The organism is Methylobacterium mesophilicum, from assembly GCF_022179445.1.
GTDB classification, from domain to species: Bacteria; Pseudomonadota; Alphaproteobacteria; order Rhizobiales; family Beijerinckiaceae; genus Methylobacterium; species Methylobacterium mesophilicum.
The window spans coordinates 47102-65204 of record NZ_BPQU01000021.1 but is presented as its reverse complement, the minus strand read 5'-3'; the positions used below and the strand labels follow the sequence as shown (position 1 = coordinate 65204).

Below are 18103 nucleotides of genomic sequence, written 5' to 3'. Positions count from 1 at the left end.
CGGCGGCGCGGGTACGTGATGCACCCGCGCCGGCCGTCGTCCTACGCCCCGTCGAAGCGCCCGCTGGCATGGGCCAGCATCGTGTAGACCTTGCCGGTCTCCGAGGTGAGGTAGGCGTCGGTCCGCTTGGCGTCGCTGTCGTTCTTGACCACGTCGCCCAGCAGCCGCTCGAACTCACCCACGTACCGGTCGACGCTGCGGCGGAACTCCGCATCGGCGCGGTAGCGGCGCTGGATCTCCGCGAAGGTGGTCCGGCCCTGCGGCGTGTAGATGCGCGGGTCGAACAGGTTCGGCTCACCCCGGCGATAGCGCTCCCACAGGTCCACCACGGTCCGGTGCTCGATCATCCGGGCGATGTCGGTGGAGATCGTGTCCAGCGCGATCCGGCCGGTCTCGGCGGGGGCCTGAGACTGCGCCGGGGATTGGCGGCCCGACGGCGCCGGGGACGCGGCGCTGGTGGCCGCCGGCTCGGCGTCGTCGTCCTCGTCCAGCGAGGCGCGCGTCAGCAGGTCCGACAGCCAGCCGCGCTTGGCGCCGCCCGCCGTCATGGCGGCGGGGCGGGCAGTCGCAGAGGGCCGCGGCGCCTCGATCCGGGCCGGACCGATGGCGGACCGCGCCGGAACCTGGGGCGCCGGCAGAGCCGGAGTCGAGACCGGCTGAGCCTGCGTCGCAGTCGAAGCGCTGCTCACCTGCGCCGCCGAGACGGCGCGGGAGCCGCCCTCGGCTACCCGGCGCTGGGCCTGCGGCTGGGCCACGTCCACCGAGCGGGTGGTGCGGGACACGAGGGCCGACAACTCGTTCAGCGCCTTGATCTGGTCGGCCACCACCCGGCGCATCTCGCCGGTGGCATCCTGCGTCTCGCGCGGCAGGTCGAGGACGCCCCGGGCGAGTTCGGCGCGAGTCGCGTCGAGTTCGCCGCGGATCGAGCCCGCCATCTCCCGCAGGGACGAGACCGAGGCCCCGAACTTGGTCTGCGCCTCGTCGAGGCCGCTTCGCATCTCCCGGGCGGCCTCCTCGATGGCCTGCCGCACGCCCTGGGCCGCCTTCTCGCTCTCGGCTCCCGCGCTGTCCTTGAGGCCCTCGAAGGCGCTGGTGACCGAAGCCCCCGCGCCCTCCGCCGAGCGGGTCAGCGCCTCGCCGACGGCGCGGGCGCGCTCCTCGGCGGTCCGCAGCGTGCGCTCGATCGTCTCGGCCAGGGCGCCGCCCTGCTGCTCCAGGGTGTTGGCGCGTGCCTCGAACCCGGCCAGCGCCTCCGCGAGCGCGGCCTCGCGGCCCGACAGGGTAGCCCCAAGGCGCTCCTCGATCGCGGCGAGCGACGAGGCCGCCCGGTCGAGCGCTGAAACGTGCACGGACGTCTGCTCGCCGAGCGCACGGCCGCGGCCGTCGAGGGACTCGGCGAGGCCGGTCGCCTCGCGCAGCGCCGTGTTGGCGACCTCGCGCAGGGCCTCGACCTGGGACGCAACACCGGCGGTGGCGCGGCCGGTCTCCAAGGCGATGCGCTGCAGCGCCGACTGGACCTGCTCGACCCGGCCCGCCAGCCCCTGCTCGATCGCGCCGAGGTTGGTGCCTGCACCGGACACCAGCTCGCCCAGCGCCGCGTTGGCACCTTCGATCCGCTGGAGGACGGCACCCAGCTCGCGGCCCAGCCGGTCGTTGGTCTCGAACAGTTCGGTGAGGGCGCGGCCCGCGCCGTCGTCGATGGCGGCGCGGAGCAGCTCGGCCGAGGCCCGCGACTGCGCGGCCAGTTCCTCGGTCTGCAGCCGTAGCGTCTCGGCCAGAGGCACGCCGGTCTCGATCAGCACGCGCTCGATGGCGTCGGCACGGTCGGCCAGGGCCCGCGACAGGTCGAGCATCGGCCCGTCGATGGCCGCGCGCAGGCGCTCGACATGCCCTTCCAGGCTGTCGCCGACCGCACGGCAGCTGCCGTCGACGCTGGCGATGAGCGCCCCGCCCTTCTCCTCGATGGCGCGGACCAGCACCTCGGCGCTCTCCGCGAGGCGGCGGGACAGAGCCTCGCCGCGGGCATCGACCAGGGCGCCGAGCGCGGTGGCGCGGCGCTCGAAGCCGGCCCCCAGAGCCTCGGTGCGGGCGTCGATCAGGCCCGCCAGCGCCGCCTCGCGACGGCTGAGCGTGTCGGCCAGGGCGGCGTTGTGCGCGTCGACCTGCTCGGCATGCGCCCGCGCCCGCTCGTCGAGCGCCGCCACGAGGCTGGCGGTGCGCTCGTCCATGAGGCCCGCAAAGGCGTCGTGGCGGTCGTCGAAGGCGGTGGCCAGCGTCTCGGCGCGCTGGGCGACCAGCGTCGCGAACAGCCGCATGCGGCTGTCGATGCGCTGAGTGAAGGCGTCGGCACGGGCATCGACCCCGCGGGCCAGCGCCTCGCTCTGCGCCTCGACCGTGTGCACCAGGGCCGCGGTGCGCCCCTCGACGACGCCGTCGAGGTCGCGGATCCGCGCATCGAAGGCCTCGACCAGCGAGCCGGTGCGCCCTTGCGCGGCGTCGAGCAGCGCCTGGCTGCGCTCGCTGAGCAACGTCTCGATCGCCGAACGGGCCTCGTCGAAGGTCGTGCGCAGGGTCTCGATCCGGGTGTCCAGGAGGGCGGCCACGCCCGTAGGCGCCGCGTCAAGGAGGGTACGCAGGTCCTGCGTGCGCGCCTGGACCGCCATAGCGATCTCCCGGCCGCGGCTCTCCACCGAGAGCTCAAGGCTGGATTGCGCCCGCTCGAACAAGGTCCGGAGCTGACCGCTGCGGGCCTCGAAGGTCTCGGCGAACTGCGATTCGCGGGCCTCCAGCAGGCCGGCGATGGCCGGGTTCGCCTGCTCGATCACGGTCTGCAGGGCCTGGGTGCGGTACTCGATGGTCCCCGCGATCTCGCGACCGCGGCCATCGACCAGACGGTCGATCTCAGCCTGGGCCTGAGCGAACAGGGCCTGCAGGTCGCCGCTCCGGGCCTCGAAGGCCTGGGCCAGCTGGGTCTCCCCCGCCTGCAGCAGCCCGGCGATGGCCGGGCTGGCCTGCTCGATCACGGTCTGCAGAGCCTGGGTGCGGTGCTCGATCGCCCCCGCGATCTCGCGGCCGCGGCCGTCGACCAGACGATCGATCTCCGACTGCGCCTGGGCGAACAGGGCCTCCAAGTTGCCGCTCCGGGCCTGGAAGGCCTGGGCGATCTGGGTCTCACCCGCCTGCAGCAGGCCGGCGATGGCCGGGCTGGCCTGCTCGATCGCCGTCTGCAGGGCCTGGGTGCGGTGCTCGATGGTGCCGGCGATCTCGCGGCTGCGGCCGTCGACCAGGCGGTCGATCTCCGACTGCGCCCGATCGAACAAGGCGCGCAGGTCGGCGAAGCGGGCATCCAGCAGGTCCGCCATGTCGGTGGGCGCCGCGTCGAGGGTCTGGCGCAGGCCCTCGGTCCGGGTGGTGATCGTGTCGGCGAGTTCCTGACCGCGCACCTCCACGAGATCGCGCAGGCCGGCCTGAGCCTCCTCGAACAGGGCCTGGAGGCGCTGCGTGCGGCTGTCGAGGGTCGCGGCGAGCTGGCGCTCCCGGGTCTCGACCAGCGCGGTGACGGCGGCGGGCGCCGCCTCCAGCATCGTCCGCAACGCCTGGATCTTGGTGTCGACCGAGGCGGCGAAGCGGCCGCCCCCGCCTTCCACAACCGCGTCGAGGGCGGTGTGGGCTTCCTCGAACAGGGTCCGCAGGCCCTGGGCGCGGGCGTCCAGGGTCTCGGCCAGGCGGTTGCCGCGACCCTCGACCAGGTTCTCCAGGTGCCCGAGGCGTTCGTCGAACAGGCCGCCGAGCGCCTGGGTCCGGGAATCCAGGGCCCCGGCGGCGCTGCCGAAGGCGTCCTCGACGGCGGCGATCAGGGCGCGGCCGCGTGTATCCAGCGCCTCGTTGAGCGGGCCCATGCGGCCGTCGAGGGTGGTGGCCAGGGTGCCGGCATGGCCGTCCAGCATCACGCGGATCTGGTTGGTGCGGTCTTCGAGCAGGCCGTGGACCGAACGCACGCCCTCGTCGAGCAGGCCGCTGATGTCGGCGGTGCGGCTCGACAGGGTGTGGCCGAGGCGGCCCTCGCCGGCCTCCAGCATCCGCTCGGCATCCGCAATGGTCTGCTGGAGCTTGGACAGGACGCTGTCGCCGCGCTGGTCGATCAGCTCGGCCAGCGAGGTGCCGCCGCGGTCGAACAGGCGCGCCAGCTCGGTGATGCGGCCGCCGATCGCCCCGAACACGGTCCGGCCCTTCTCGTCGAGTTCGCTCGACATGGCGGCGATGCGCTCGTCGATCAACGTCGCGAGCAGTTCCGAACGCTCGGCGAAGGCCGCGCGCACGGCCTCGGTGCGGGCGGAGAGGGCCGCGTCGGCGCTCTGGGCCCGCTCGTCCACCAGCTGGACGATCTCCTGCACCCGGCCCGACAGCGAAGCCTCGAGGACCCGGGTGGATTCGGCCACGGCCCCCGTGAGGCTTCCGATGCTCTCGGCCATCGCCTTGTCGATCCCGCCGGTCCGGTCGGTGATCGTCGCGACCAGGTCGCGGGTGCGGCCGGCCAGTTCCTCGTCGACCGCGCGGGTGCGCGCCTCGATCAGGCGGATCGCCTCGAAGGCCTGCACGCCGAAGCTCTCGTCCACGAGGCGGGCGCGCTCATCGAGGGCGTTGGCAATCTCCTGCAGACGGCTGATGACGCCGGCGTCGAAATGCTCGGCGCTGCCCGCGATACGGCGGGCCATCTCGGCGGTGCGCCGGTCGATGTCCTGCCCGAGCCCCTCGGCCCGGCCGTCGAGCACCGCGACCAGGTTGCGGCTGCCCTCTTCCATGATCCGGGCCATCTCCCCGGTCCGGGCGGCCAGCGCCTCGTTCAGGGCCTTGCCGCGGGCGTCGATCCGGCCGTCGACGTGATCGACCAGGTTCGCCACGACGTCGCCGATCTCGGCCGCGCGCTTGGCCGAGCGCGCTTCCAGGTCGCCGAGATGGGTCTCGACCAGGCTGCCGGCCTCGCGGGCGCGGGTCGCGATGGTCTCGGCCACCGCCTGGCCCTTGACGGTGATGAGCCGGTCCATCTCCTCCAGCCGGGCCCCGACGGTCTCGCCCATCGTCGCGGTGTCGCGGCCGATGCGGTCGGCCAGGATGTCGCCGCGGGCGATGGTCTCCTGCAGGGCGGCGAGGCGGCTGCCGAGAGTCTCGTCGATAGCGCGGACTCGGCCGTCGGCGGTCTCGGCGAAGCTCGCGCCGGTCTGGCTGAGCGTGTCGGCGATGCGCGCACCCTGGCTCGCCACCGCGAGCACGATGTCGCGGCCGGTGCCGCTGATCCGGGTCTGGGTCTCCTCGGCATGGCTGGCCAGGAGTTCGGCCACGCCCTTGCCGTGCTCGCCGAAGGCGGCCTCCATCTCCCCGATGCGGGCGGCGAGGTCGTCCGAGATGGCGCGGGCGGCCTGTGCCAGGCTGCGGGTGGCGTCGCCGGTGCGGGCGGACAGCTCGCGGTTGAGGTCGCCGAGGGCGCCGCGCAGGGCGGTCACCGCGGCAGAGCCGCGCTCATTGAGTTCGATGCCGGCCCGGTCGGCGGCATCGCGGAAATGGGTCAGCAGGTTCGCGGTCTCGGCCGCGACCGCGCCGGTCACCTCGGCCGAGCCGTGGCGCAGGGTCTGCAGGGTATCGGCCAGGCGGGCGGACGCCGCGCGCGTGTGGGCCTCGAGTTCGCCGGTGACGGTGCTCGCGGAGCCGCGCAGGGACTGGACGGCGGCGGCGGCGCCGGCCTCAAAGCCGTGGCCCAGCGCCGAGAAAGCGGATTCCAGGCTCTGGGTGGCGGCCTCGGTCCTGTCGGTGATGTGGCCGCCGGCCCGCTCGGCCGCCGCCTGGACGCGGCTCTCGAGGTCCGAGGCCTGGACCGTCACGGTGTCGTGCAGGCGCGCCGCGATGCCGTCCATGCGCCCGGCCAGGGCATCGCCGCGCTCGGCGATCGTCTCGGCGATCCGCTCGGCGGTGCCGATCAGGTCATCGCGCACGGTGCCGGCCTGGCTGGTCAGCGTCTCGCCGACGCCGCCCATGGCCAGCGCCAGGGCGGCCTGGGCGTCGCGCCCGCGGCTCTCGATCGCCTCGGCGACGGAGAGGCCGGCCGTCTCGATCTCGGCACGCAGCGCCAAGCCGCGGCCGGCAATGTCCTGGGTGAGGGCCGCGCCGGTCTCGGCGAAGCGCGCGGTGATCTGAGTCCCCATCGCGCCGAACCGCTCCGTCAGCTCGGAACTCCGCGACAGGAAAGCGTTCTCCAGGCCGATCACCGAGCGCTCGAAGCTCTCGCGCACGACGCCGCCCTGGCGCTCCAGGGACTCGCTGACGCGCAGGCCGGTCTCGGCGAGGCTCTGGGCGACGGAGGCGGTGCTCTCGGCGATCCGCCCGGTGAGGGCGTCCCCGGTCGACTGGAACGCGCCGGTCACGTCGCGGGCGCGGGTCTCGAAGGCGCGCGTCAGGCTCTCGCCGACGTCCAGCAGGCTGCCGCGCACGCCCTCGCTGGTGGCCGCGAGGTTCTCGATCAACTCGTCGCCGCGCCCGGTCATCAGGCTGACGACCCGGTCGCCGGCCTCGCCAAGGGATGCGGTGATGGCCGCGCCGCGGGCGTCGAGCGCCCCGGTCACGCGCTCGCCCGCGCCGTTGAGCGCCAGGACGATCCGCTCGGACGCGCCCTCCAGCTCCTGGCTCAGGCTCTGGTGCGAGCCGGTGATCGCGCCGCGCACCCGCTCGGCGTTGGTGACGATGGATTCCCGCTGGGCCACCAGCTCCTCGACGAGGGAGCGGATGCGGATCTCGTTGTCGGAATAGGCCCGCTCCAGGGTGGCGATCTCGCCGCGCACCAGGGTCTCGAGTTCGCCGGCCCGGGCGAGCGCACGCTCGACGCCGTCGCCGACCGCGGCGACTTCCCGGCGCACCGTCTGCGACATGGTCAGGACCGCATCCGTGGAGAAGCTCTCGGGCTCGGCCAGGCGCACCGCGACTTCGCCGACCGCGCGGGCAACGAGGCGCATCTCCTGCGCCCGCGCGGCCAGCATGGCGGCGATCACGAACAGGACGACCGGCCCGAGCAGGGCCGCGGCGCCCACCGTCGCCTGGAGCGGGGTGAGGCCCGAGACGACGCCGCGCAGGTCGCCGCCGGATTGCAGCCAGGCGACCAGCACCAGGCCGGCGATCCAAGCGAGGCCGGCCAGCAACGCGTACAGATAAGGCTTGGGCGAGGAGCGCACCCGCAAGGTCTGCTGCAGGATACCGATGTTGCGCCGGTCATCGTTCGCCACCAGCGAGCGGTCGGGCGGCAGCAGTCCGCCCTCGCGGCGCGGACGCTCGCGGCCGGGCGGGGGCAGGTCGGAGGCCAGCGGCGGGTCGAGGTCGAGGCGCGGCGGCGTCTGGCGGCCGGCCGGGTCGAGGGCACCGTCGAGCAGGGGATCGGCATCCCCGACATCGGGCAGGCGCGGCTCGGCGCGGCTCTCGGTGCCGGTCGGCGTCAGGGCGTCGAGGTTCAGCGCCTGCTCGATCGCAGAAAGCGCGGCCTCGGCCGGATCCTTCAGCTTCTTCTCGGTCGCCATTCAACGCCTCGTCACACGGGTTTCACCGGCACCTGGGGAGGCTGATGCCAGAGACGCAACGTCCCGTTTACCATTACAGGATTAGACGCGGACACCGATTGCCGATACCCGAGCCGCCGTCCGACCCCAGAAACCGTTACGAGAATGGTTACCGGGTCCGCCGCCTTCCGGCTCCACCATCTTGGCGCAGATGAGGGTCCCTGCGCGATCCCCGTCCAGCGAATCGGGGGGTGAATCATGGGGAGAGGTTCGGCAACCCCCAGAAGAATGCGGATTCCGGGAGTTCGAGCATGCTGGCCATCGACCGTGCGGAACTCGATGCGCAGACCTTCGGCGACGCCGAGTTGGCCGACGAGGTGCTGGCGCTGTTTGCCGGGCAATGCCGGTCGATCCTACCTCGGCTGACCGACCCGTCCCTGCCGGCCGCCCAGCGCGCCGACCTCGCCCACACCCTGAAGGGCTCGGCCTCCGGGGTCGGCGCCACCCGGGTCCGCGCCTGCGCGGACGCCGCCGAGGCACGATTGCGGGCCGGCGCCGGGGCGGTCGCCCTCGACGACCTCGTTCAGGCCGTCGCGGCGGCACTGGCCGAGATCGCGCCGGACGCCGAGTCTTAAGAGCGTCGGTTCGCCGAACAGGCGCCGATGCGGCGATCGATCCGGAACGGACCGCCGCCACCGCGCTTGCATTCCATGGCCTCAGCCGCCAAGCAGTCACCCCGCCCGTCGAAGCGAGGCCGCTCGACGCGAGCCCGGAGCCGAGCATGCCCAAGATCACATACGTCGACCACGCCGGGACGGAGAGGACCGTCGAAGGCAGCGTCGGCGCGACCGTGATGGAGACGGCGTTGCGCAACAACGTCCCGGGCATCGATGCGGAGTGCGGCGGCGCCTGCGCCTGCGCCACCTGCCACGTCTACGTGGCCGACGCGTGGATCGACGTCGTGGGCAAGGCCCAGGACATGGAGCAGGACATGCTCGATTTCGCCTCCGACGTGCGCGAGAATTCCCGCCTGTCCTGCCAGATCAAGATCGCCCCGAACCTGGACGGGCTGGTGGTCTCGACCCCGGCGCAGCAGGGATAGGCTATCAGGCGCTTAGCTGACGAGAGAATAAGGTTGCCCACCTTCGATAGGGCTTGCCTTCACGCGTCATATTCAGCGCGCAGGTGAAGTCGAGGATGACTCCCCATGAGGCTCGCGCGGGGCTGAGCTGTCGCGCGGGTATCATCGTTTTCCGAAAGCAAGCTACCATCTTTCGGGACGACGCTGCGGGAGCCTGAACATGACCAGGGTTGAATTCCGGCAGGAACATCGGCTGGACTCGTCCGACGAAACGGCACAACAGCGTAAGGCTCGCCTCGCAGCCGAAGCGTCGATGCTGGCGGTCGCCAAAGCGGATATCGCAGACGGTCGATATATCGCGGACGGCGATGTCGATGCTTGGCTTGATGCCTGGGTGAATGGAGAGCCGGTCGAGCTTCCTGAAGCCTCTGCCCACTCGCGCAAGCGCTAATTTGCGACGTACGAACTCCGAACCGTGTCGTTTCGCTTTCGGATTTCCCGCGCGGCGGCGGCTGATCTCGCTTCCGTGCGAAGATGGCTCCGCCAGCCTGTCGCAGGGGAGAGGGCGGCACACCGCCTTGCTCAGATCAACAGAGCCCTTCAGGAACTGCGACACACCCCGCTCATGTGGCCGGACGGCGAGCATGATGGAACGCGATCCCGCACCGTAGCGGGCCACCGAATCGTCTACGCGATGACAGACGACGAAGGCACGGGGACAGTCGATGTGCTCTGCGTCTTCGGACCCGGCCAGAGTTCGGATAACCTTTGACGCCCTGTCTGTTTTGACCGGCCCTCACCGCACCAGCGCCCGGGCCGCCGCGTCGAGCCCGTCGAGGGTGAGGGGGAACATGCGGCCGCCCACGAGCCGCTGCACCATCCCGATCGACTGGGTGTAGCCCCAGTGGGTCTCCGGTATCGGGTTCAGCCAGGCCACCTTCGGGAAATGGTCGAGGAGCCGCTGCATCCAGACGGCGCCGGGCTCCGCGTTCCAATGCTCCACCGAGCCGCCCGGCGTGGCGATCTCGTAGGGGCTCATCGAGGCGTCGCCGACGAACACCACCCGATAGTCGCTGCCGTAGGTGCGGATCACCTCCGTCAGCGGGGTCCTGGCCTCGTGCCGGCGCCGGTTCTCGGTCCAGACCGCCTCGTAGGGGCAGTTGTGGAAGTAGTAGTGCGCGAGGTGCTTGAACTCCGAGCGCGCCGCCGAGAACAGCGCCTCCGCCTGCTCGATGTGCCAGTCCATCGAACCGCCGACATCCAGGAACAGCAGAACCTTGACGGCATTGCGCCGCTCCGGCCGCAGCCGCACGTCGATGTAGCCCTGGCGAGCGCTCTCGCGGATCGTGCCGTCGAGGTCCAGTTCCTCGGCCGCTCCCGTCCGGGCGAAGCGGCGCAGCCGCCGCAGCGCGAGGCGCATGGTGCGCGCGCCGATCTCGCGGTCGTCGTCGAGATCCTTGAACTCGCGCTTGTCCCAGACCTTCACCGCGCGGAAGTTGCGGTTGCCGTCCTGGCCGATGCGGATGCCCTCGGGATTGTAGCCGTAGGCGCCGAACGGCGAGGTCCCGCCGGTACCGATCCATTTCGAGCCGCCCTGGTGGCGCTCCTTCTGCTCGGCTAGGCGCTGCTTCAGGGTCTCGAACAACTTGTCCCAGCCGAGCGCCTGCAACTCGGCCTTCTCGGCGTCGGTCAGATACTTCTCCGCGAGCTTGCGCAGCCATTCCTCGGGGATGGCTGCGGGCTCCACCGCTTCCCCGAGAGTCTCCAGCCCCTTGAAGACGGTGCCGAACACCCGGTCGAACCGGTCGAGATGCGCCTCGTCCTTCACCAGGGCCGTGCGCGCGAGGAAGTAGAACGCCTCGACGTCCCGCTCGGCTAGGCCCTGGTCGAGAGCGCCGAGCAGGGTCAGGTACTCCTTGAGGGAGACGGGAACCTTCGCGTCTCGGAGGGCCGTGAAGAAGTGCAGCAGCATCCCCGAAGAACGCGCCAGCAAAGCGCGCGGGTCAAGCCCAGGCGAATCAGCCAAGTTCAGGATCCGGCGGCCCGCACATCCGGCGCTGATCTCAGAGTCGTTTCAGATGGTCGACAAGATTCATCGGCATGCGAAGTGCTTATCCAGAGTCTCCCGGAGAGTCTCCAGAAGCCTCGGAGAGTCATAAGCTGGGCATAACTCACCGAATCTGTTGATATGTGCGGGTCCAAGCCTCGCGCAGTCACTGAAACGGTCATGGGAATCGCTCAACTCGGCATCTCAGGTGTGTTCAGCCGCGAGGACGCGTGCCGCACCAACCGAAGCGAGGAGACCAGCAATGGCGGTCATCCTGCGGAATCTGACGGATTTCAAGCGGTTTCTCGGGAAGCCGGGCGCGACGATTCAATTGGTGCGCAACACCTTCATGGATCGCCAGCCCGAGACGACCCGTGAGGCCTACCGCGCCAAGGGCATGTACGCGCCGCGCGCCGTGCAAGCCCTGTCGCGCAAGGCCGCGGTGTTCACCCTGCGGGGGTTCCCCGGGACCGTGTGGCTGTACTGGGACAAGGGAGCACGCGGCTGGCGCTTCGCGGGGGACACCGTGACGGTCCCCTTGGTCACCGGCCTCGGACCGGCGGACGAGATCGTCTACCGGTGCAGCTTCGCCGACGGGTTCGAGCCGGCGCCGCGCAACCGCGTGACGCGTCAGCCCAAGCACGCCGAGGCGCATCTCGCCTCGGCGTGATGAGCCGAACCCGGCTCACGCCTCCTGGCGCCCGGCCTCCTGACGCGGCGCCGCCTCCTTCTTGGCCGGCGGCTTCCCGAGGGCCTTCCCGACGGTGCGCCGGGCACGGAAGATCGGCTTGGCCTCGTTCTCGCGCTTCTTGAGCAGCGCGCGGTACTCGTCCCGCCGCTCGTGGATCGACGCGATGACGAGCCCCATCGGCACGCCGACATCGACTAAGACGGCCTCCGACAATTGCAGGGACGCCTCGATGGTCTCCGGCACGGCGTCGTCGACGCCCAGTTCGTAGAGTGCCGAGGCGTGCCGGGCGTCGCGGGCGCGGGCGACGATCGTCAGGTCCGGTCGCTCCGCCCGGGCCGCCGCCACCGCCTGCTCGACCGCCCGCGGGTTGTCGAGGGTGACCACCAGGGCACGCGCCGTCGCGATGTCGCAGCGGCGCAGGATCTCGGTGTTGCCCGAATCCCCGAAATAGACCGGCGCGCCGGCGCGGCGCTGTTCGGCGACCCGGGCCGCGTCGGAGTCGAGGGCGAGGTAGGGGATCCCGTGCCGGTCCAGCATCTCGGCGACCTGGCGGCCGACGCGGCCGAAGCCCGCGATCACCACCCGGTTCTCCACCCGCTCCGGCAGCGGCTCCGCCTTCATGGCGGCCTGGGCGGCGCTGGCCGCACCACGGCTCAGCCTGCGGCCCAGGGCCGCCAGCGCCGGGATCATGATCATCGTGACCGTGGTCACGATCAATGCGGCGGCGCCGACATCCTCCGGCACCAGTCCGGTGGCGGCCGCGCCCCCGATCAGCACGAAGGCGAATTCGCCGCCCGGCCCGAGCAGCAACGCCGCCTCCAGGGCCACCGGGCGCGAGATCTTGAGGGCGGGGGCGGCCATCATCACCACGGCGGCCTTGATCAGCACCAGCGCCAGCGACAGGCCGAGGATCGCCCCCGGCGCCGCCATGAGCTGCGCGGGATCCAGGTTCATGCCGACCGAGACGAAGAATACGCCGAGCAGCAGGCCCTTGAACGGGTCGATGGTGGCCTCGATCGCCCGGCGATACTCGGTCTCAGCCAGCAGCAGCCCGGCCACGAAGGCGCCCAGCGTCATCGACAGGCCGCTCGCCGCCGCCGTCAGCGCGGTGCCGACGATGACCAGCAGGCAGGCCGCCATGAACAGCTCGGTCGAGCGCGTCCGCGCCACCAGCTGGAACAGCGGGCGCAGGGCGAGGCGGCCGGCGACCACGATCAGCACTAGCGCGATGGCGGCCTGGCCCAGCGCCATGGCCAGCGCCCAGCCCTTGTCGCCCTCGTCGCCGCGGCCCAGCACCGCGATCGCGAACAGCACGGGAGCGACAGCGAGGTCCTGGAACAGCAGGACCGCGAAGCTGGCGCGGCCGGAGGGCGCGTTGAGCCGCTTCTGCTCGGCCAGGACCGGCAGCACCACCGCGGTGGACGACAGGGCCAGCCCGATGCCGACGATCACCGCGCCCGCAAGCGGCACCTGCAGCCCGTACAGGATCGCCCCGAGGATCAGCGTCGAGCAGCCGACCTGCAGAGAGCCGAGGCCGAACACGAGCCGCCGCAGGGTGCGCAGCCGCTCCCACGACAGCTCGACCCCGATCATGAACATCAGGAAGATCACCCCGAACTCGGCTAGGTGCGAGATCTCGGTGCGGTTGCCGATGGTGAAGAGGTGGACGTAGGGATGGGTGTCGGCGAGCCGACCGAGGCCGAACGGTCCGAGCAGGGCGCCGGCGCCGATGAAGCCGAGCACCGGGGAGATCCGCAAGCGGTGGAACAACGGCACCACGATACCCGCGGTGACGAGGAACAGGATCGCTTCCTTGTAGGAGCCGGCGTGGACTTCAGGCATCGGCGGCGGATCGAACCTCCTGTTTCCGACCGGTGCGGGGGCCGATCACGGATGCGCGATCATGGGTCGGCCCCGTGCATCCGGCAACCGCTTTCGGCCAAGGCAAGGCCGGCGAGGTGCGCTCGGACACAAGCCGGATACACGGTTCGGGTGAGACATTTGAGCCACCCGGATGCGGCTTGCTGGCGATCCACCGGCGAATTGCGTGCAGGGCGGCCCAAAATCGGCACAATGCCCGCATACACGCGGCGGTTAACTGGGCGTTAAGTTCGGCCAGGACCGCGCCCGTGCTGTAACACGGCGCCTGCGACTGGACCCGATGGATGTGACGAGGCCGATGATCTCCATCAAGTCGATATTCTCCGGTCCGACGGCCCCCCCGAGTCGCGATCTCCAGCGCGAGCGCCGCGAATGGAGGCTCGAGTCGGACAGGTGGGTGCACCAGCGCCACGTCGACCGCGGCTACCGCATCAAGTGGGGCTACGTGGCGATCGCGTATCTCGTCGAGTTCATGGTGATCGGCGCCTCGCTCTGGGGCGCGTGGCTGTTCGCGGGCGTCTACAGCGACGGCGACTGGCACGCCTTCTACTTTATGCTGCTGGCGCCCCTGGTCTACGCCGCCGTGGAGCTGTGCCGGGTGCCGCTCGGCATCCTAGCCCGCACCCAGCGCTCGCATTTCGTGCGCGGGCTGGCGGTGCTCGGCATCATCTTCGCGGCCGGCGTCACCACCAAGTCGGTGTCGCAGCTCGGCGAGATGATGTTCCATCCCCGCTTGATGGAGGCCGCCCGGACCAAGACCGCCCTCAAGGACGCCCAGGCCGACCGCGCCACGATCGGCGACCGGATCAAGGCGGCGGACGAGCGCGTGGCGCAGTACACGACCGAGCTCGACCAGATCGAGAAGCGGTCCTCCGACAACGCCCAGCAGCTCGCCGGCCTGCCGGCCCAGCGCTGCGAGCGGGTGTTCGGCACCAACAGCAAGGGCCGGAAGTACCAGAACCTGAAATGCGTGGCCGACCCGCGCGTGGCCGCCCTGTCGGCGGGCGTGACCAAGGCGTCGGCCGACCGCGCCGTGCTGATCAAGGAGCTGGAGGAGGCCCGCAAGGCGCGCGCGACCCTCGACCCCGGCGCCGCCGACCGGCGCGTGGCCGATGCCGAGCAGGGCTACCGCAACGCGGTCAACCGCTCGCAGCTCCACTCCTTCACCGCGATGGTCTACGGCGTCGATCCGATCGACGTGACCGAGCAACAGGTACACGCCTTCCTGCGGATCTTCGTGTTCCTGCCCGCCGTCTGCGCCGCCTTCGCGTCGACCATCCTGGCGCTCTGCGCGGTCTCGACCCGCCGGACCTTCATGGATGAGGACGACCTCGGCGCCGCCGTGAACCCGGAGGCCGCGCCCTACATGCTGGACGCGATCGCCGACGCGCTGCGCTCGAACCCCGAGCCGATCCTGCCCCGGGCGGCCAACGCCACCGGCGCGGTGATCCCGATGAACCGCCCGGCCCAGGGCCAGCAGAGCCTGCCCGGCCAGAACCTTCCGGGCCAGCAGACCCTCCCAGCCGCGGGAGCCGGCGCATGAACTACGTCGCCGGCGGCACCCCTGAGAACGTCGCCCTCGCCCAGCAGGTGAACTCCCGCCTCCGAGCGGATTCGAGCTACGTGGCCGCGCGGGCCTTCCTGTTCCGCGCGCTGGGCTTCGGCGCCTTCGCGTGCCTGGCCGGCATCGGCGTCGGGGCGGCGGCCTATGGCTGGGCCACCCTCAACCAATTCGACACGGCCGCCGAGAAGATCGCCGCGGCCATGCAGACCGCGCTTTCGGACGTGACCCTGAAGACCAAGGGCGAGGTCACGCTGACCGACAACACGCTCAAGCTCGAAGGTCTTCCCAAGATGGGCGGCGGCGGCACGCCGACGCCCACCAAGGCGCAGCTCGGCAGCGACGCCGCCCCCGCCTCGAAGGCGGCGGTGAACACCACCTTCACGGTGTTCAAGCAGGTACCCTATCTCGACGGCCAGATCGTCACCGGCTGGAACTTCAAGGACAATTCCGACCAGCCCTATCAGCAGTACTGCTACTTCTCCCGCCGCTCCAACGAGTCGAAGGGTCAGGTCGAGATCAAGATCGACCTCGCCATGGACACCAAGACCCTGCCGCAGCCGCAGAAATCCGACGTGAACCTGGAGATCCTGGCCCGGAACTGCGTCTGGCACGAGAAGGGTTAGCCGGTCTCGCTTGCGGGGCGACGTCGGCACGCGCTACCGGTTGCCTCCAGGCCAGCTTCTCCGAGAGCACGATGCGATTTTCCGGAACCGAGACCTACGTCGCGACACCCGACCTGACCGCCGCGGTCAACGCTGCCGTGGTCCTGGAGCGCCCGCTCCTGGTCAAGGGCGAGCCCGGCACCGGCAAGACCGTGCTGGCCGAGGAGATCGCCCGGGGCCTGGGCGCGCCGCTCATCGTCTGGAACATCAAGTCGACCACCAAGGCCCAGCAGGGCCTCTACGAGTACGACGCCGTCTCGCGGCTGCGGGACTCGCAGCTGGGCGACCCGCGCGTCTCGGACATCGGCAACTATATCCGCCGGGGCAAGCTCTGGGAGGCATTCACCGCGCCCGAGCGGCCGGTGCTGCTGATCGACGAGATCGACAAGGCCGACATCGAGTTCCCCAACGACCTCCTGACCGAACTCGACCGGATGGAGTTCCACGTCTACGAGACCGGCGAGACCGTGAAGGCCGTGCGCCGGCCGATCATGATCATCACGTCGAACAACGAGAAGGAGCTGCCGGACGCGTTCCTGCGCCGCTGCTTCTTCCACTACATCAAGTTCCCGGACGCCGAGACGCTGATGCGCATCGTCGACGTCCACTATCCGGGCATCAAGCACCGCCTGGTCGAGGAGGCCCTGCGGGTCTTTCTCGAGACCCGCGAGGTGCCGGGCCTGAAGAAAAAACCCTCGACCTCGGAGCTGCTGGACTGGCTCAAGCTGCTCGTCTCCGAGGATATTTCGCCCGAGACCCTGCGCGAGCGCGACGGCCGCAAGCTGATTCCGCCGCTGCACGGCGCGTTGCTGAAGAACGAGCAGGATGTCAGCCTGTTCGAGAAGCTCGCCTTCATGATGCGCCGGGAGCAGCGCGGCGGCTGAGCCTCAGCCTGCCTTGCCGGCATAGATGTCGGTGATCCGCCCCAGAAGCGTCAGGGCATCCGTCCTCGCGCGCTGGAAGGCATTGCGGCCGACGATGGAACCGAAGCCGCCGCCCGCCTGGATGGCCCGGATCTCGTCGAGGAACGTGTCGTCTTCGGCCTGGGCGCCGCCCGAGAAGATCACGATCCGCCGCCCGTTGAAGGCGCATTGCACCACGTGGCGGACCCGCTCGGCCGCGGTGCCGATCGGAATGCCGGTCGACTCGTAAACCTTCTTCGCCGCCGGCTGCTCGATATGGGTGGTGGGCAGCTTGACCTTGATGATGTGGGCCCCGAGCTGCGCGGCGATCTGCGCCGCGTAGCCGATCACGTCGATGGCGGTCTCGCCGTCCTTCGACAGCGCCGAGCCCCTTGCATAGGACCACATCACCACGGCGAGCCCGGCTCTCTTGGCCTCCTCGGCGATCGCGCGGATCTGGCCGTACATGGCGTTGCGGTGGGCCGAGCCCGGATAGATCGTGAAGCCGATGGCGCAAGCGCCGAGCCGCAGCGCGTCCGCCACGGAGCCGGTGATCGCCTGCTCGGGATCCTCCTCGTCGGCGAGGAGGTCGTGGTCGTTGAGCTTGAGGATCAGCGGGATCCGTCCGGCATAGTCCCGGGCGCCCGCCTCGAGGAAGCCGAGCGGCGCGGCGTAGGCGTTGCAGCCCGCCGCCAGGGCCAGCTCGAAATGGTAGTGCGGATCGTAGGCCGGCGGGTTCGGGCCGAAGCTGCGGGCCGGGCCGTGCTCGAAGCCCTGATCCACCGGCAGGATCAGCATCTTGCCGGTGCCGCCGAGCCGGCCGTGCTCCAGCATCCGGGCGAGGTTGGTGAGCGTGCCGGGGCTGTCGGCCCCATACCAGGACAGGATCTCCGAAACGCGGGGCGAGCGATCCATGGCGCGACCTCCTTCGACAGAGACCGCCACCCCGTGCGCGTCCCGCATCGGCGGCCCAGCTTTTCGAACCGGGCAGGACCGCCGAGGTTCCCGGGGGCCGCGCTTTGCGCTAACCGGGCCCCGGCGCGCGTTCGGCGCGCTTCGGTCATTCCATCCCGAGAAGGGCCCGCTCCATGCGCAGGCTGATCCTGTTGCGGCACGCCAAGTCGGACCGTCCGGCGGGCGTCGCCGACCACGAACGGCCGCTCAACGACCGTGGCCGCCGGGCCGGGCCGGCAGTCGGCGGCCACATCGCCCAGGAGGGCCTCCGGCCGGACCTGGCCCTCGTCTCGACGGCGACCCGCACCCGCGAGACCTGGGATGCGGTCTCGGCCGCCCTCGGCGCGCCCGAGACGCGGTATCACCGCGAGATCTACGAAGCGCCGGCCGAGCGGATCCTAGGGCTGATCCGGGGGGCGCCGGACAGCGCGGAAACCGTGATCGTCGTCGGCCACAATCCCGGCCTGGGCGACCTCGCCGCGACCCTGGCCGGGGAGGGGCCCCGCAAGGAACGCACGCGCCTCGCCACGGAATTCCCGACCGCCGCCTACGCGGTGATCGCGTTCGACGCCGCGGCCTGGTCGGCGATCGCCCCGGGGCAGGGGCGGCTGGAGAGGTTCGTGCGACCGCGGGACATCGACCCTGCGTTGGGAGGCTGAGGCCCACCCCCAGTCCGCTCCGCAAAAGTCCCGGTTTCAAAAGGTATTGGACCTTTTGCGGGTCCAGGGCAGAGCCCTGGCGCATCGGGGCTCCGCCCCGATACCCCGCCAAAGGGCTGAGCCCTTT

The 18103-nt window shown here is 70.9% G+C and carries 13 protein-coding genes; 9 read left to right on the top strand and 4 right to left on the bottom strand.

The genetic code is table 11. From position 1 onward, the window contains the following. Positions 1-41: 41 nt before the first annotated feature. Positions 42-7556, bottom strand: a complete 7515-nt coding sequence (locus MFF40_RS19315; RefSeq protein ID WP_238261834.1) for an apolipoprotein A-IV repeat region-like domain-containing protein — start codon at positions 7554-7556, stop codon at positions 42-44. A gap of 290 nt (positions 7557-7846) precedes the next feature. On the opposite strand from MFF40_RS19315, the gene MFF40_RS19310 reads away from it, so the two are divergent. The 4 genes from MFF40_RS19310 to MFF40_RS19295 all read left to right on the top strand — a co-directional run bounded on the left by MFF40_RS19310 (position 7847) and on the right by MFF40_RS19295 (position 9388). Further along, positions 7847-8170: an Hpt domain-containing protein gene (locus tag MFF40_RS19310; protein ID WP_147896987.1), complete on the top strand. Its 324-nt coding sequence runs from the start codon at positions 7847-7849 to the stop codon at positions 8168-8170. A gap of 146 nt (positions 8171-8316) precedes the next feature. Beyond that, complete coding sequence (locus tag MFF40_RS19305; protein WP_147854870.1) at positions 8317-8637, top strand: 2Fe-2S iron-sulfur cluster-binding protein; 321 nt, start codon at positions 8317-8319, stop codon at positions 8635-8637. A 199-nt stretch (positions 8638-8836) separates the two neighbouring features. Next, positions 8837-9067 (top strand): hypothetical protein, encoded by a 231-nt coding sequence (locus MFF40_RS19300; RefSeq protein WP_147854871.1) that lies wholly within the window; start codon positions 8837-8839, stop codon positions 9065-9067. A gap of 24 nt (positions 9068-9091) precedes the next feature. Beyond that, on the top strand, positions 9092-9388 hold the full coding sequence (locus tag MFF40_RS19295; protein WP_147854872.1) for a type II toxin-antitoxin system RelE/ParE family toxin: 297 nt from the start codon (positions 9092-9094) through the stop codon (positions 9386-9388). Positions 9389-9412: 24 nt separating this feature from the next. Here the strand turns inward: MFF40_RS19295 and MFF40_RS19290 are convergent, their stop codons facing one another. Further along, positions 9413-10588 (bottom strand): vWA domain-containing protein, encoded by a 1176-nt coding sequence (locus tag MFF40_RS19290; RefSeq protein ID WP_147854879.1) that lies wholly within the window; start codon positions 10586-10588, stop codon positions 9413-9415. Between the two features lie 337 nt (positions 10589-10925). Here MFF40_RS19290 and MFF40_RS19285 point away from each other — a divergent pair, with 337 nt between their 5' ends. Continuing rightward, a complete protein-coding gene (locus tag MFF40_RS19285) occupies positions 10926-11333 on the top strand; it encodes a hypothetical protein (RefSeq protein WP_147854873.1) in 408 nt (135 codons plus the stop codon). A gap of 15 nt (positions 11334-11348) precedes the next feature. Here the strand turns inward: MFF40_RS19285 and MFF40_RS19280 are convergent, their stop codons facing one another. Beyond that, on the bottom strand, positions 11349-13196 hold the full coding sequence (locus tag MFF40_RS19280) for a cation:proton antiporter domain-containing protein (protein ID WP_147854874.1): 1848 nt from the start codon (positions 13194-13196) through the stop codon (positions 11349-11351). Between the two features lie 319 nt (positions 13197-13515). Here MFF40_RS19280 and MFF40_RS19275 point away from each other — a divergent pair, with 319 nt between their 5' ends. From MFF40_RS19275 to MFF40_RS19265, 3 genes are all read left to right on the top strand, one after another. Further along, a complete protein-coding gene (locus MFF40_RS19275) occupies positions 13516-14778 on the top strand; it encodes an ATPase (RefSeq protein WP_147854875.1) in 1263 nt (420 codons plus the stop codon). Then, complete coding sequence (locus MFF40_RS19270; RefSeq protein WP_147896990.1) at positions 14775-15422, top strand: hypothetical protein; 648 nt, start codon at positions 14775-14777, stop codon at positions 15420-15422. The genes MFF40_RS19275 and MFF40_RS19270 overlap by 4 nt, the downstream gene beginning before the upstream one ends. Positions 15423-15493: 71 nt before the next feature. Further along, entirely contained in the window at positions 15494-16345 is an 852-nt protein-coding gene (locus tag MFF40_RS19265; RefSeq protein ID WP_147854877.1) for an AAA family ATPase, read from the top strand. Positions 16346-16348: 3 nt separating this feature from the next. On the opposite strand, the gene MFF40_RS19260 is transcribed toward MFF40_RS19265, so the two are convergent. Continuing rightward, on the bottom strand, positions 16349-17278 hold the full coding sequence (locus MFF40_RS19260) for a class I fructose-bisphosphate aldolase (protein ID WP_238261832.1): 930 nt from the start codon (positions 17276-17278) through the stop codon (positions 16349-16351). A gap of 173 nt (positions 17279-17451) precedes the next feature. On the opposite strand from MFF40_RS19260, the gene MFF40_RS19255 reads away from it, so the two are divergent. Further along, positions 17452-17976 carry a SixA phosphatase family protein gene (locus MFF40_RS19255; RefSeq protein ID WP_147896992.1) on the top strand — a complete coding sequence of 175 codons (525 nt, stop codon included), beginning with the start codon at positions 17452-17454 and terminating at the stop codon, positions 17974-17976. Positions 17977-18103 lie beyond the last annotated feature (127 nt).